The sequence below is a fragment of the Fulvivirga ulvae genome, assembly GCF_021389975.1.
In the GTDB taxonomy this organism is placed as follows: Bacteria; Bacteroidota; Bacteroidia; order Cytophagales; family Cyclobacteriaceae; genus Fulvivirga; species Fulvivirga ulvae.
This window is the reverse complement of sequence record NZ_CP089981.1, coordinates 117,240-129,824: the sequence shown is the minus strand read 5'-3', so window position 1 is coordinate 129,824 and position 12,585 is coordinate 117,240. Positions and strand designations below refer to the sequence as shown.

The following is a 12,585-nucleotide window of genomic DNA, read 5'->3' as shown; positions in this document are numbered from 1 at the left end:
CTCTCAATATTTATAATACTAAAAATATTAGTATTAGCTATTATATTTAGTCTCAAGATGCTATATTTGTAAATGATACGGATCGCAATTTTATGGCAGAACGCTCGATTTTACATATGGACCTTGATACCTTTTTCGTTTCCTGCGAAAGGCTTATTGATGATAAGCTTATAGGTAAGCCCATCCTCATAGGAGGGACTACTGATCGGGGGGTCGTGGCATCGTGTAGCTACGAAGCCAGAAAGTTCGGAGTCCATTCTGCCATGCCCATGAAACTGGCCCGTCAGCTATGCCCGGAGGCAATCATTATTAAAGGTAATGCCGGCACATACTCTAAAAAATCTGAGGAGGTGACGGAGATCATCAAGGAAAGTGTACCGCTGTACGAAAAGACTTCTATTGATGAGTTTTATGTAGACCTTTCCGGAATGGACCGCTTTTTCAACAGCCTGATGCTGGCCTCAGAGCTGCGTAAGAAAATAATAAAGGAAACCGGGCTGCCCATTTCGTTTGGTTTGTCTGAAAACAAAACAGTTTCCAAAGTGGCTACCGGAGAGGCCAAACCCAATAATCAGCTCAAAGTCGATTATGGTTTGGAAAAAGCCTTCCTCGGCCCGCTTTCGGTTACCAAAATACCGATGGTAGGGGAGAAGACCTATCATGCCTTGCGAGACCTCGGTATCAGAAAAATACAGACCATCCAGGAGATGCCTATGGAGCTGATGGAAAAGGTGTTTGGGAAGAATGGTGTCACTATTTGGGAAAAAGCCAATGGCATTGACCGTTCGCTGGTGATTCCCTATTCAGAGCGTAAATCCATTTCCACTGAGCGGACTTTTGACAGGGACACCATAGATGTGGTCAAACTGAAAGGCATACTACTGGCAATGGCAGAAAACCTGGCCTTCCAGCTTAGGAGAGGAGAGAAGCTCACCTCATGCGTAACGGTTAAGGTCCGGTATTCTGATTTCAATACCCATACCCTGCAAAACCGTATTCCCTATACCTCGGCAGACCACGTTCTCATACCCAAAGTATTGGAGCTGTTTGACAAGCTATACAACAAGCGTCTTCTGGTTCGCCTGATAGGAGTGCGGTTCAGCCATTTGGTAAATGGAGGCTATCAGATCAACCTGTTTGAGGATGCAACAGAGATGATCAACCTATACCAGGCTATGGACAAAGTGAGGGATAAACATGGCGACAGAAGCGTGATGCGAGCCGCCGGCATAGAAGCTAAAACCATCAGCCGGTTCAACCCCTTCCGCGGAGAGCCACCACCACTTTTGCCTAACCGGAGGGCGTAGGGGAGCCGGGAAGCTTTTTGGGGTTCGGTATTCGGTGAACAGGAAGCGTAGACAGTAAATGGTAAGCAGTAACCAGTGATCAGTAGTTTGGTAATTGTAAAAGGGGATCGGAAAACCAGCAACCAGCAAATGTACTTAAACAACCACACATACTATAGCTTTAAATACGGGGCCATCAGTCCTGGGGAGCTGCTGGTGGAGGCGAAGCGGCTGGGGGTTGAGTGCTTGACGTTGACGGATATTAACTCTACGGCAGGATGCCTGAACTTTGTGCGGCTCTCGGAGAAATACGGGGTCAGGCCTGTGTTGGGGATTGATTTCAGGAATGGGGCACAGCAACAGTTTGTAGGGATTGCTAAAAACAATGAGGGTTTCAGAGAGCTTAATGAGTGTATTTCATGGTATTTGCATGAAAAAGAAGATATTCCCTCCAGGGCACCTGCCTTTGAACATGCTTACGTAATCTATCCATTCTCAGGCTTTACCGGAGGAGATTTGAAGGAAAACGAGTTTATAGGAGTAAGCCCTGAAGATATTATGCGGCTGCGATTTTCTCCGTGGAAGAACAGGCCGGAGAAGCTGGTGGCATTGCAAACCGTTACTTTCCGTAAAAAGAGGGATTATAATGCCCATCGCCTGTTGAGGGCCATCGATAATAATACCCTGCTGAGCAAACTGCCTAAAACAGAGGAAGGCAAACCTCACCACCAGATGATGCCCGCTGCGGAGCTGAAAGGAAAGTATGAAGAGTTTGGGGTGCTGGTTGATAATGCCCATCGGCTTCTGGATAGTTGCCATATTACATTTGAGTTTGGGGAAACGGCTCAGCTCAACATGAAAACCTATACCGGGTCGGAAGAAGAGGATTACCGCCTGGTGCACCGGCTCTGTATGCGCGGGTTGAAGTACCGCTACGAGAATCCCGGCAAGGATATTAAAAAAAGAATAAACGATGAACTGGCTACCATACGGCAAAAAGGTTTTCTGGCTTACTTCCTCATCAACTGCAAAATAGTAAGTTATGCCCGGAAGAAGGGCTATTTCTACGTTGGCAGAGGCAGCGGAGCCAACAGTATTGTAGCTTACCTGTTGCGAATAACCGATGTAGACCCCATAGAGCTGGACTTGTACTTTGAGCGGTTTATCAATCTGTACCGGAAAAATCCGCCTGATTTCGATATCGATTTTTCATGGCGCGACAGGGAGGATATAACAAGGTTTATTTTTGAATACTTCAACAAAAGGGTACCCAACGGCGTGGCCTTGCTGGCTACCTATAGCACTTTTCAGTACCGGGCCATGGTGCGCGAGCTTAGCAAAGTATTTGGTCTTCCCCCCCATGAGATAGACCGGCTGGCAGATGGCGGTGAAGCAGTAGACCAGGTCTCGGCATTGGTGCTGCGGTACGGGCAGTTGATTTCCGGCTTCCCCAGCCATATGAGTGTACATGCAGGAGGTATTTTAATCGCCGAAAAGTCGATCCATAACTATACCGCCACCAGCCTGCCGCCTAAAGGCTTTCCTGTTACCCATTTTGATATGGTAGTGGCGGAAGACATAGGACTGTATAAGTTTGATATCCTGGGGCAGCGAGGACTTGGCAAGATCAAAGATACCCTGGAGATCATCAAAGGGAACAGGCCTGATGAAGATGAGATCGATATCCATGACATTAAGCGCTTTAAAGTGGATGAGCAGGTAAAAGCCATATTGCGGGAGGGGCAGGCCATAGGGTGCTTTTATGTGGAGTCGCCCGCTATGCGTATGCTGCTGAAGAAACTCAGAGTAGACCATTACCTGGGGCTTGTGGCCGCCAGCTCCATCATCAGGCCCGGCGTGGCCAAGTCGGGGATGATGCGTGAGTACATACTGAGGTTTCGTGATGAGGAAAGAGTGAAAGATGCACACCCCGTATTGTTGAAGATCATGCCTGATACCTTTGGGGTAATGGTGTACCAGGAAGACGTAATTAAAGTGGCGCACTACTTTGCCAAGCTAGACCTGGGTGAGGCCGACGTACTTCGCCGGGGGATGTCAGGGAAGTTCCGTTCAAGAGAAGAATTTCAAAAGGTGAAAGAGAAGTATTTTGCCAACTGTAAAGCCGAGGGGCACTCCTTTGAACTGGCTGCTGATGTATGGCGGCAAATAGAAAGCTTTGCCGGTTATGCTTTTGCGAAAGGACACTCGGCATCTTATGCGGTGGAAAGCTACCAAAGCCTTTTCCTGAAAGCTCACTACCCGCTGGAGTATATGGTAAGTGTGCTCAATAATGGAGGTGGCTTTTACCGAAGGGAACTGTATATTCACGAAGCGCGTATGCATGGAGCTGAGATTGTACCTCCATGTGTCAACAAAAGTGAGGCCTACGCTGTAATAGAGGGCGTGAGGATCTACCTGGGCTTTGACCTGATCAAAGACCTGGAAGCACAGGTGATGGAAAATATATTGAGAGCCCGCAGCAAGCGATCATTTCTGAACCTAAGCGACTTTTTGAAGCGCGTTTTCATCTCGCTGGAGCAACTGAGCCTGCTTATACGTGCGGGAAGCTTCCGGTTTACCGGTAAATCGAAAAAGGAGCTGCTCTGGCAGGCCCATATCGCACTGGGAAGAACCAAAAAGACCAACCCCGTACCATCATTGTTTGATTCACCGGCCAGGGAAATTAAGCTGCCCAAGCTGTACACCTACCAGTTTGAAGATGCCTTTGAGGAAATGGAACTCTTCGGCTTCCCGCTCTGCGATCCGTTCATGCTCCTCCGCGATGAACCCGAAGTAAGCGTAAACAAAGCCAGTAACATGATGAATTTCCTCAACCAGGAAATAACTATCCTTGGCTATCTCGTTGCCATTAAAAACACCAGTACAAACAAAGGTGATCGCATGAACTTCGGCACCTTCCTAGACCGTAAAGGCCATTTCATCGATACCGTACACTTTCCCCAGGTAGCCTATAAGCACCCATTCAGAGGCAAAGGCATCTATAAAATTACCGGTAAAGTAGTAGTAGAGTTCGAATTCTGCACCCTCGAAGTCTCTGCCATGGAAAAACTACCCTACATCGATGATCCAAGGTACACAGATGATACGGGAGTGTTGAGGGTGATTAGTAATCGGTGATTTTTTTGGTAAATGGTGCAGAGTCGCTGTCATTGGGTATCAGTTTCTAAAACAGGAAAGACACTCAAAGAAACTGGTTAACCCAAGGATGAAGTACTTTCGGAAAGTATTTCGAAGTGTTGGGAAAGTTTAGTTGAGAAATGGGGAGACAACGTGTTCTTTTGAGTTGGTTTTAATCTTATAATCTAAAAATTCAAGTCATGGCAGTAAAGCATACACCAACAAATGAGGTGCATACAGGGCACAAAGGAGGAAAAACGGGTTGTGGATTTGACACAACAGAAAATCCAACACACTGGGTTAATTCAAATGAAAGAATTACTTGTAAGAAAAATGGATGTGGGGGATGATAGTTTGGAATAAGCCTCCCTACTTCCCAGCAGAGTCTCTCGCAGAGGACTCTGCGACATTCGGAGGCACAATCTTAATTATGGTAGGAAAGTAGCATGGGTACTAGTAAAAATTCTCAGCCGCAATTTAGCTCTGTAAGCTGCCATTCAGAAAACGATTATTAGCCAAAAAATGCGTATTTGCAGAGAGGGGATTGTTTTATAAAAACACCTTCATTCCAATACCCCATCAACCCATACCCCTTATCGATCAACTGAAACCAGGCATAGGTTAATCCATCATCTCCTGAATGTACCATAGCCCCTATAATTGTGATAAATATTACCAACTAAAATTCACAATTATGAAAAAGTCAAAATTAAAACTCGACGATTTAAAAGTTAACAGCTTCGTAACAGAAGTTCCTAAGGACGCGCAAAATACTGCTCAGGGAGGAGGTAGAACCATTATTGTTAATTCCGCTCTTTGTCCATTTCAGAGTATTGCTTTTGTGTGCAACATTCAGGACCCTCTGTATACCTGGGACGCCGAATGTCCGGCAACTGCGGGAAATACAGCATGCTAAAAGTCGGTTTCTTATATTAGTTTGCAGAGTCTCACATGCAGACTGTGCAAACTAAATTTCTTGTCTCACATCAACTCTTGCAGATATTCTATCAATCCACATTCCCCATCCGTCAATTGAAAACGGTCATTCATCAATTGAAGGCACTTTGAGCACTTCGGAACCGGTACAATTGTATCACTAAAGCAATCTGGGTCGATGGCTTTAGGAGCTTTATAGCTTGAGAGCCAGGGAGTATTTCTCTGGTTCTTTTTTTGAATTGCTGATGACCATTTCCCGGATCAAACGTTAAACCTGTGGAGTAAATGGATTGGAAAGTAAAACAACTAAAGTGAAACTCGCTGCTGAAAATCAGTAAACCGAGCTTATTGTTATATTATACACCTTTGCCTACTGCTTTTGCCGATTGCTATTAACAACTGTCTATCAGCAAAGAGGTGAAAGTGTTAGGGTCTCCCCAGAAATTCAGCTTGATCCCGTTTCCCCTTTGAGGTTTGACTCTGGCTGCTTCAGGTTTTACCCCTGGTTATCTATTATGAATTTATACCCTATGCCCCTGATGTTGATAATTTTAATACTGGTGTCGGCCATGAGTTTCTTGCGTAGTTTTGATACGAAAACGTCCAGCGTACGACCTATATAGTCACCCTCGTCTCCCCACACCACTTCCAGTATATACTCCCGGGTAAGGGTCTGGTTTTCGGAATTGCATAGTAAATACAGCAAATCAGCTTCCTTGCCTGACAATTCTGTAGTCTCATGCTTGAGAGAAAGTGTCATAGCTTTTTTATCGAACCTATATTGCCCAATCAGAATCATATTTAGGTCTTGTTTTGGGCTCACTTGTTTTTCTCTTCTGAAATAGATAAACAGGCCAAGCATGGTAATACAAAACAAAACCGATGTTGCAATGCCCAAATAACCGATCTGACTTTTACTCGATGAGGCCTTTTTGGCAGGGACAGCGCTATTATATAGTGATAAGGCTGATGGGTTTGAGTCCAGAATAGTGACGAACAACTTATAACAAGCTTTAGGCTGCACTCTTAATTTGCACGGAATCAGGTCTGTTGTAGTCCAATCACTTACCTCATAGCTATAGATCACCTTTTTAGTCTCACAGTTTTCTACTTCCACCAAATAGCTGGTGGCAATACCAGTCTCTGTCACCACTTCGTTGATGATGGCCATCATTGCTTCGGGGGTAAAGCTGAAGCCGGACTCAAATTCAATTTTATACCGGTCCGTGTCCTTCTCAATAGCCAAAACTCTGGAGGTACTGTCTCCGGAGTGGAGCAGGATCTGGTCACCGATCATCCGCATACCCACTTTGATGTGCCGTTCTTTAATATCTGTATGGCTATAGGCTGTGGATATAAACAAACTGTAAAGGATGATTATGATATTTCTCGAGGTCATTGCTACAAAGCTATTTGGTTTTACATCGTATCGAAACGTTTTACATTCATTTTACACTATTTTACCTTCTTTTAAACCTTGTGGAAGTGCTTCAGGATACATTTATCAAAAAAATCACGAAACAAATATTTAACCATGAAGACACTCACACTTATGTATTTCCCCGTGCTGATTTTGGCTTTGGTCATATTCTCATGCAGCGAGCAAAGCAAAAATCATCTGGCAGAACAAAATGATGCGGCCCCGAAAATTGTGCAGGCCAACTTACAGGATGATTACAGTATCGCCCGGCATCTGGGTTGGAAACCTGAGAAAACCAATAAAAACTTGCAGGTTGGTGAATATGTGAGAAAGATATTTCAAGATACAAAAGGGCACCTCTGGTTTGGTACCAATAGCCAGGGTGTAGCTCATTATGATGGCGACTCGCTTACCTATCTGTCTGCAGAAGAGGGGCTGAGCGGCATGCCGATAACCGGAATAATGGAAGACAAAGCAGGTAATATGTGGTTTACGACCCATCGGGGAGTATCGATGTATGATGGAGCGTCATTCCGCAACTTTACGGTAAAAGATGGGCTGGCCGACGATGAAACCTGGAGCATATTTCAGGACAGCAAAGGAATGATATGGGTAGGAACAGCCAGAGGATTATGCCGGTTTAATGGTGAAAAATTTGAAGTTTTTTCGCTGCCTTCATCAGGTATGAGTTGGGTTTGGAGCATTGCAGAAGATAGAATGGGCAACCTTTGGTTTGGAACGAATGGTGAGGGAGTATATAAGTATGATGGGGAGACAGTCACGAACATAAATAAACAAAACGGGCTCAGTGATAATAGTATAGTCAGTATTTTGGAAGATGCTAAAGGAAACATCTGGTTTAGCTCCATGCATGGCGGAGTAAGCCGGTACGATGGAGGGTCGTTCGCCAGGTTTTTTGAAAATGAGATTGGTAGCGATGAAGTATGGGCGCTATATGAAGATAAGGCAGGCAATATCTGGTTCTCTTCAGAAGGCTTTGGTGTCTATCGCTATGATGGAGCAAACCTTGCGAATTTTGGACAAAAGGATGGGCTTAATATTAAAGTTGTACAAGCAATTTTTGAAGACAAGGCGGGACAATTATGGGTTGGCGGAGCAGGAGGCCTCTACAGGTTGGAAAGAAAAACGTTTGTTAATATCACCAGGGATATCCTGAACAGAGACAAATGTTAAACCTCACAAAACTTATTTCTCCGGCGGAGTTCTGCTCCAAAAAACTCTGCATACTTCCGGGGGTATTCATTTCGTAGGTATAATTTGCCATTTAACCTGCCATATTGTGTTTGGTCTGTTAGTTTTTTCCAGTCTCACGGGTAAGCTATATACTTGTATCAATTAAAGCCAACTATAGACAACAGAAATCCTCCGAGAACCAGGTTCCGGAGGATTTTTTGTTTAAGGCATATTATGAATTAAAGCTCCATTCTCTCTGATGGGCTTTCGCTTACCAGGCACTTATCATAATTCATTTCGTAGGTATAATTAGCAGTTTAACCCGTCATATTTGTGCTTGGTCTGTTTGCTTTTTCCAATCCCACAGGTAAGCTATATACTTGTATCAATTAAAGCCAACTATAGACAACAGAAATCCCCCGAGAACCAGGTTCCGGGGGATTTTTTGTTTGGAGCTGCATATATAATCATTACATCTCCCCTGGTAGAATTATACGCGGCATGCTTTTCTGCTCCCAATCCTTGAGTTTAACCCTCAACTCCAGATAAAATTCCAAAGCCAATTCATAGAGAGCCGTGCCATCCTTTATGTTAAGCTTTTCACTATAAACTTCCAGTATTTGATAGTACCAGTTGAGCAGGTCGTCATCATCATGATCCTGAAAACCGGCGAGCAATAAGATGGCCCTGTCAAGATCCAGAGAAAAAGCAGTAGGGTCAAAACCCAACCGGCTTAACTCACGGATGAAACTTGCGGTTTTGAGCTCCCGTCTGATGAGAAATAGGGTTAGGTCTTTGTTGATGTGGTCACTTTTAATTTGATTTTGTTCCATTTTATGTATTTGGTGAGAATAATTCATGCAATTCAAGTTCAAGCGCTTCAGCTATGTTTATGAGTAAACCTATTGGGGAGTTTAGCTGACCGTTTTCCAGTTGAACAATTTTAAGCTCAGGAATTGAGCAAATCTTTGCCATTTGCTCAGTGGAGATTTTCTTTTTTAATCTAAGGTTTCTAACGTGCTGTCCGAATTGCCTTAAAAATAATTGAGGCTCCATGTTCTTTATTTTATTAGTGTTCGCTATAACGAACACTAATAAAATAAATATTTTTCATATTCGGAATAATGAACACGAAAGAACAGAAATATTTATCCAAACTGGGTGAAAAAATAAGAAAGCTAAGGGAGGAAAAGCACTATGAACAAAAGGCATTTGCCTTTGACCATGAGATCGGGAGAACCCAGCTTTATATGATTGAAAATGGAAAAACAAACCCAAGATTGCTGACCCTAATGAAGATAGCTAATGGTTTGGATATCTCCCTCAGTGAATTATTGAATTTATAGTGAATTGAAAAAGTTGCAAGGTGAACTAAGCATTTTTACCTATTTCCCAGCAGAGTCTCTCGCAGAGGACTCTGCGTCCATAAAACCACTAACCATACAATGAGCACCAGAACCGCCATACCAGAGCATGAAGGCATCTATTTCATCACTTTTACTTGTATAAAGTGGTTGAACCTGTTTGAATTATCCAATGGCTATGCTGCCGTGTATAAGTGGTTCGACTACCTGATTAGTAAGGGACATTATCTGCTAGGGTATGTAATAATGCCTAATCATGTTCATCTGCTCATAGCCTTCAGAAACAACGGTCAGTCTTTGAACAAAGTAGTGGGCAATGGAAAGCGCTTTATGGCCTATGACATTATCCAACGACTCAAGGAAGCCGGTAACGACCAGCTACTTGGTCAGCTATCATCGTATGTAAGTGTGGCCGAGAAGAAAAAAGGAAAGCTACACGAGGTTTTTGAGCCATCTTTTGACTGGAAAGAGTGTCTTAGCCATAACTTTATAGAGCAAAAGTTGAATTACATACATGAAAACCCATGCAAAGGTAAATGGCAGTTGGCGAGTAGGTTGGAAGCGTATGAGCATAGCTCGGCAAGCTACTATATTGCAGGAGAGCAGGGAGTGTATCCTGTAACCAGCTATATGGAATTGGAAGATGTTGATTTAACGCAGCGTTCTTTATGAGAAGCTCTTTGGGTGAGGTATGGTTCCGGGATGACGCAGAGTCCTCTGCGAGAGACTCTGCTGGGAAGGTAAGAAGTATGGTGTCCGGAGTAGGTGCCATGTATAACGCAAAATACTACGAGAGAACCTGCAGGGAAGGTTATAACCCCATTCCAGAGTTGCTTTCCATTGAGTATTTTCTACAGAAAACTAAGGTAATAACCATTAAATGATAAAAAATGAGCCTATTTAAAAAACTATTTGGTAAAGAAAACCAGGAGGAAAAAGTACAAGTTGATAACAGCGATTTCAAAACTCATCAAAAATCTGACGGGCAGTCGTTTGAAGAATTATTTGAGCAAAATGCCGGGTTGTCATTCGAAAAGCAGATGATTCTGGGGGATGTAATTGGGTCGAACTCGTGGCAATTTGATATGGGGTCTGGTACAATATCTTTTGGAGATGCCTTGAGGTTTCCCGTCCAGGTTATAGGCTCCCTGTCGTTTAACGACTCTTCTTGGATGTGGGGATGGGCCAATGCTAAAAGTGGTATCCCTGAAAACCTGTTGGTACAGTCTAACGAGTTGAAAAAACTGGGAGAGCAAAAGCAAATACCTGAATTGACCGACGGACACTTTTCGGTGGAAGAAGGGTTTGAACACAAAATGGGAATGGCGGCCTGCGGGCTCTTCAAGTCCAAAGCATACTACTGCGCTAACTATGGACAAGGAACCTTGGTAGTGACCATTGACAGCAAGGAGATTCCGGATATCGACAAAAACAGGTATGAAAAAATGCTAACAAGCTTTCCGCAATTAATCAGCAACATAGACGTAAACCACAAAGCTGCATTTATAAACTACCTTATTGATCGCGAGTTTCAGTTAAAGGAGGAAAATGATAAAATTGAAGGTTCAAAAGATGGCAAAACCATCACCGGGGAATTTGATGATATGGGAAGGCTGAAGAATTTAGGAGGGAAGATATAACTACTTAAATGCATTCAGGCAAGATGAAATTTCTTAAACCATGGCATGATACCGATGAAAATCTGGAGGTGCAGCTTAGAAAGGAGATTTCAGTGGGCCATATCCTATATGGAAAAGAAGTAAAAACTATAGCACGCAGGCAAGATAATGATGATGTCCTATTTAAGGTGGCTGACACTGACTTTCAATACGCGATGGTGCATTTAACATGGTCATCAAAAAGTAATCCTGACTCTACATACCCTTTGACGCGAACATTTAAAGATGCTGATGAGGTTTTTGAAAGATTAATTTTGGAGGATAACAATAACTGGGTGTAAATGAATCTTCAACGAAAAATAGAGAAGATAGAGCAAGACATTGATGTAGGGATTAAATTTAAATCTGCAAATCGTCTCAGGAATTTGATAAACCAATATCCAAATGAAATTTTTATTTGGGAGCGATTGGCTGAACTCTACTATGAGTCGGGGTTTTATGATGCTGCTGGAAAGTATTGGATTTTTACTCCACCAACTGAAGATCGGATAAAAAAATGCGTGGATATTTATTTGAAATCAGTGAATTACTCCTGAACACAAGTACTTCGGGATATAACATTTAGAGGAGATAAAAGTAAACTTCCTGAATATGCAAAAACTAAGTTACTAGAGCTGGAAGCCAACAGCAGGTCAAAGTCAAACCATGTACCTACATTCAAACCTTGGAAGAATGAGGGGAAAAACCCAGGTGGAAAACATAAACCTACGTTTAGAGATAGATTACTAATATTAGGAGTGGTAAGCGCTCTGTTGCTGATAGTTTTTTGCATTTTTGTCGGTTTTATAACTGTTGTTGGCTGGCTTTTCTGATTTTGTGAAGCAGTGGCTTATCACAATCTCCGTCATTCCTGAATTTTCATAGACAAACGGGATCTCATGCATACATTTAAAGAAAATATCAGGAATCTCCTTGCTCGGGCCTATAGCTGTACCTCTGCTTCCTGCTTCCCAGCGGATGTCTCTCGAAGAGGACTCCGCGTCATTTGGAGCACATGCGTCTGATTGAACTTTGCATTTGCTCTGAACCTGAGGCCCCGTGATTAAGTGTGTGGTTGAAGGTTTAGGTACTGCCCATATCCGGGAGACCCTGAATATTTCTATGAAGTTTGGTAATCATATTCCGGTGCAATACAGAAATTTCAGGGTGACGATTTAGGAGGTTTTTTCGCTCATTTTTATGCAGAAGTACAATGAAAATATCAGGAATTCCATTGCTCGGGCCTATAGCTATACTTCTGCTTCCTGCTTCCGCGCGGATGTCTCTCGAAGAGGACTCCGCGTCATTTGGAGCACATGCATCTGATTGACTTTGCATCTGCTCTGAACCTGAGGCCCGTGATTAAGTGTGTAGTTGAAGGTTTAGGTACTGCCCATATCCGGGAGACCCTGAATATTTCTATGAAGTTTGGTAATCATATTCCGGTGCAATACAGAAATTTCAGGGTGACGATTTAGGAGGTTTTTTCGTACATTTTTATGCAGAAGTACAATGAAAATATCAGGAATCCCCTTGCTCGTATTTATGCCTTATTTAATTACGGAAGGCTTTGCATCTTGAAACGACAC

The 12,585-nt window shown here is 43.2% G+C and carries 14 protein-coding genes and 1 pseudogene; 11 read left to right on the top strand and 4 right to left on the bottom strand.

Features of this window, described 5'->3' with window-relative positions; translation table 11 throughout:
* Window positions 1–116: 116 nt before the first annotated feature.
* The 3 genes from dinB (at window position 117) to LVD17_RS00565 (ending at window position 4,774) form a co-directional block, all read left to right on the top strand.
* Window positions 117–1,307 carry a DNA polymerase IV gene (gene dinB, locus LVD17_RS00575; protein WP_233763955.1) on the top strand — a complete coding sequence of 397 codons (1,191 nt, stop codon included), beginning with the start codon at window positions 117–119 and terminating at the stop codon, window positions 1,305–1,307.
* Window positions 1,308–1,436: 129 nt separating this feature from the next.
* Window positions 1,437–4,424, top strand: a complete 2,988-nt coding sequence (locus LVD17_RS00570; protein WP_233763953.1) for a DNA polymerase III subunit alpha — start codon at window positions 1,437–1,439, stop codon at window positions 4,422–4,424.
* Between the two features lie 200 nt (window positions 4,425–4,624).
* Window positions 4,625–4,774 carry a hypothetical protein gene (locus tag LVD17_RS00565; protein WP_233763952.1) on the top strand — a complete coding sequence of 50 codons (150 nt, stop codon included), beginning with the start codon at window positions 4,625–4,627 and terminating at the stop codon, window positions 4,772–4,774.
* Between the two features lie 161 nt (window positions 4,775–4,935).
* Here LVD17_RS00565 and LVD17_RS00560 read toward each other — a convergent pair whose 3' ends face one another.
* A complete protein-coding gene (locus LVD17_RS00560; RefSeq protein WP_233763951.1) occupies window positions 4,936–5,073 on the bottom strand; it encodes a hypothetical protein in 138 nt (45 codons plus the stop codon).
* A gap of 45 nt (window positions 5,074–5,118) precedes the next feature.
* Here LVD17_RS00560 and LVD17_RS00555 point away from each other — a divergent pair, with 45 nt between their 5' ends.
* Entirely contained in the window at window positions 5,119–5,340 is a 222-nt protein-coding gene (locus LVD17_RS00555; protein ID WP_233763950.1) for a pinensin family lanthipeptide, read from the top strand.
* A gap of 516 nt (window positions 5,341–5,856) precedes the next feature.
* Here the strand turns inward: LVD17_RS00555 and LVD17_RS00550 are convergent.
* Entirely contained in the window at window positions 5,857–6,759 is a 903-nt protein-coding gene (locus LVD17_RS00550; RefSeq protein ID WP_233763948.1) for a winged helix-turn-helix domain-containing protein, read from the bottom strand.
* A gap of 135 nt (window positions 6,760–6,894) precedes the next feature.
* Between LVD17_RS00550 and LVD17_RS00545 the strand changes: the two genes are divergently transcribed.
* Window positions 6,895–7,974, top strand: coding sequence for a ligand-binding sensor domain-containing protein (locus tag LVD17_RS00545; RefSeq protein WP_233763947.1), 1,080 nt, complete (start codon window positions 6,895–6,897; stop codon window positions 7,972–7,974).
* 470 nt (window positions 7,975–8,444) lie between these two features.
* On the opposite strand, the gene LVD17_RS00540 is transcribed toward LVD17_RS00545, so the two are convergent.
* A complete protein-coding gene (locus tag LVD17_RS00540; RefSeq protein ID WP_233763946.1) occupies window positions 8,445–8,807 on the bottom strand; it encodes a hypothetical protein in 363 nt (120 codons plus the stop codon).
* A gap of 291 nt (window positions 8,808–9,098) precedes the next feature.
* On the opposite strand from LVD17_RS00540, the gene LVD17_RS00535 reads away from it, so the two are divergent.
* The 6 genes and pseudogenes from LVD17_RS00535 (at window position 9,099) to LVD17_RS28635 (ending at window position 11,829) form a co-directional block, all read left to right on the top strand.
* The gene (locus LVD17_RS00535) at window positions 9,099–9,320 is read left to right on the top strand and encodes a helix-turn-helix domain-containing protein (RefSeq protein WP_233763945.1); all 222 of its coding nucleotides are present in this window, start codon (window positions 9,099–9,101) and stop codon (window positions 9,318–9,320) included.
* A gap of 99 nt (window positions 9,321–9,419) precedes the next feature.
* Complete coding sequence (locus LVD17_RS00530) at window positions 9,420–10,010, top strand: transposase (protein ID WP_233763943.1); 591 nt, start codon at window positions 9,420–9,422, stop codon at window positions 10,008–10,010.
* Window positions 10,007–10,222, top strand: a complete 216-nt coding sequence (locus LVD17_RS00525) for a hypothetical protein (RefSeq protein WP_233763941.1) — start codon at window positions 10,007–10,009, stop codon at window positions 10,220–10,222. The genes LVD17_RS00530 and LVD17_RS00525 overlap by 4 nt, the downstream gene beginning before the upstream one ends.
* A 6-nt stretch (window positions 10,223–10,228) precedes the next feature.
* A complete protein-coding gene (locus tag LVD17_RS00520) occupies window positions 10,229–10,978 on the top strand; it encodes a DUF6882 domain-containing protein (protein ID WP_233763940.1) in 750 nt (249 codons plus the stop codon).
* A gap of 23 nt (window positions 10,979–11,001) precedes the next feature.
* Window positions 11,002–11,298 (top strand): hypothetical protein, encoded by a 297-nt coding sequence (locus tag LVD17_RS00515; protein WP_233763938.1) that lies wholly within the window; start codon window positions 11,002–11,004, stop codon window positions 11,296–11,298.
* Window positions 11,299–11,829: pseudogene (locus LVD17_RS28635) on the top strand (DUF6584 family protein).
* 250 nt (window positions 11,830–12,079) lie between these two features.
* Here LVD17_RS28635 and LVD17_RS00510 read toward each other — a convergent pair.
* Window positions 12,080–12,334 (bottom strand): hypothetical protein, encoded by a 255-nt coding sequence (locus LVD17_RS00510; protein WP_233763936.1) that lies wholly within the window; start codon window positions 12,332–12,334, stop codon window positions 12,080–12,082.
* Window positions 12,335–12,585: the final 251 nt, after the last annotated feature.

Coding starts and splice junctions, on each gene's coding strand:
- LVD17_RS00535 (WP_233763945.1), top strand. CDS start 9,099: ATGAACACGAAAGAACAGAAATATTTATCCAAACTGGGTGAAAAAATA.
- LVD17_RS00555 (WP_233763950.1), top strand. CDS start 5,119: ATGAAAAAGTCAAAATTAAAACTCGACGATTTAAAAGTTAACAGCTTC.
- LVD17_RS00525 (WP_233763941.1), top strand. CDS start 10,007: ATGAGAAGCTCTTTGGGTGAGGTATGGTTCCGGGATGACGCAGAGTCC.
- LVD17_RS00565 (WP_233763952.1), top strand. CDS start 4,625: ATGGCAGTAAAGCATACACCAACAAATGAGGTGCATACAGGGCACAAA.
- dinB (WP_233763955.1), top strand. CDS start 117: ATGGACCTTGATACCTTTTTCGTTTCCTGCGAAAGGCTTATTGATGAT.
- LVD17_RS00560 (WP_233763951.1), bottom strand. CDS start 5,073: ATGGTACATTCAGGAGATGATGGATTAACCTATGCCTGGTTTCAGTTG.
- LVD17_RS00545 (WP_233763947.1), top strand. CDS start 6,895: ATGAAGACACTCACACTTATGTATTTCCCCGTGCTGATTTTGGCTTTG.
- LVD17_RS00570 (WP_233763953.1), top strand. CDS start 1,437: ATGTACTTAAACAACCACACATACTATAGCTTTAAATACGGGGCCATC.
- LVD17_RS00550 (WP_233763948.1), bottom strand. CDS start 6,759: ATGACCTCGAGAAATATCATAATCATCCTTTACAGTTTGTTTATATCC.
- LVD17_RS00510 (WP_233763936.1), bottom strand. CDS start 12,334: ATGCAAAGTCAATCAGATGCATGTGCTCCAAATGACGCGGAGTCCTCT.
- LVD17_RS00530 (WP_233763943.1), top strand. CDS start 9,420: ATGAGCACCAGAACCGCCATACCAGAGCATGAAGGCATCTATTTCATC.
- LVD17_RS00515 (WP_233763938.1), top strand. CDS start 11,002: ATGAAATTTCTTAAACCATGGCATGATACCGATGAAAATCTGGAGGTG.
- LVD17_RS00520 (WP_233763940.1), top strand. CDS start 10,229: ATGAGCCTATTTAAAAAACTATTTGGTAAAGAAAACCAGGAGGAAAAA.
- LVD17_RS00540 (WP_233763946.1), bottom strand. CDS start 8,807: ATGGAACAAAATCAAATTAAAAGTGACCACATCAACAAAGACCTAACC.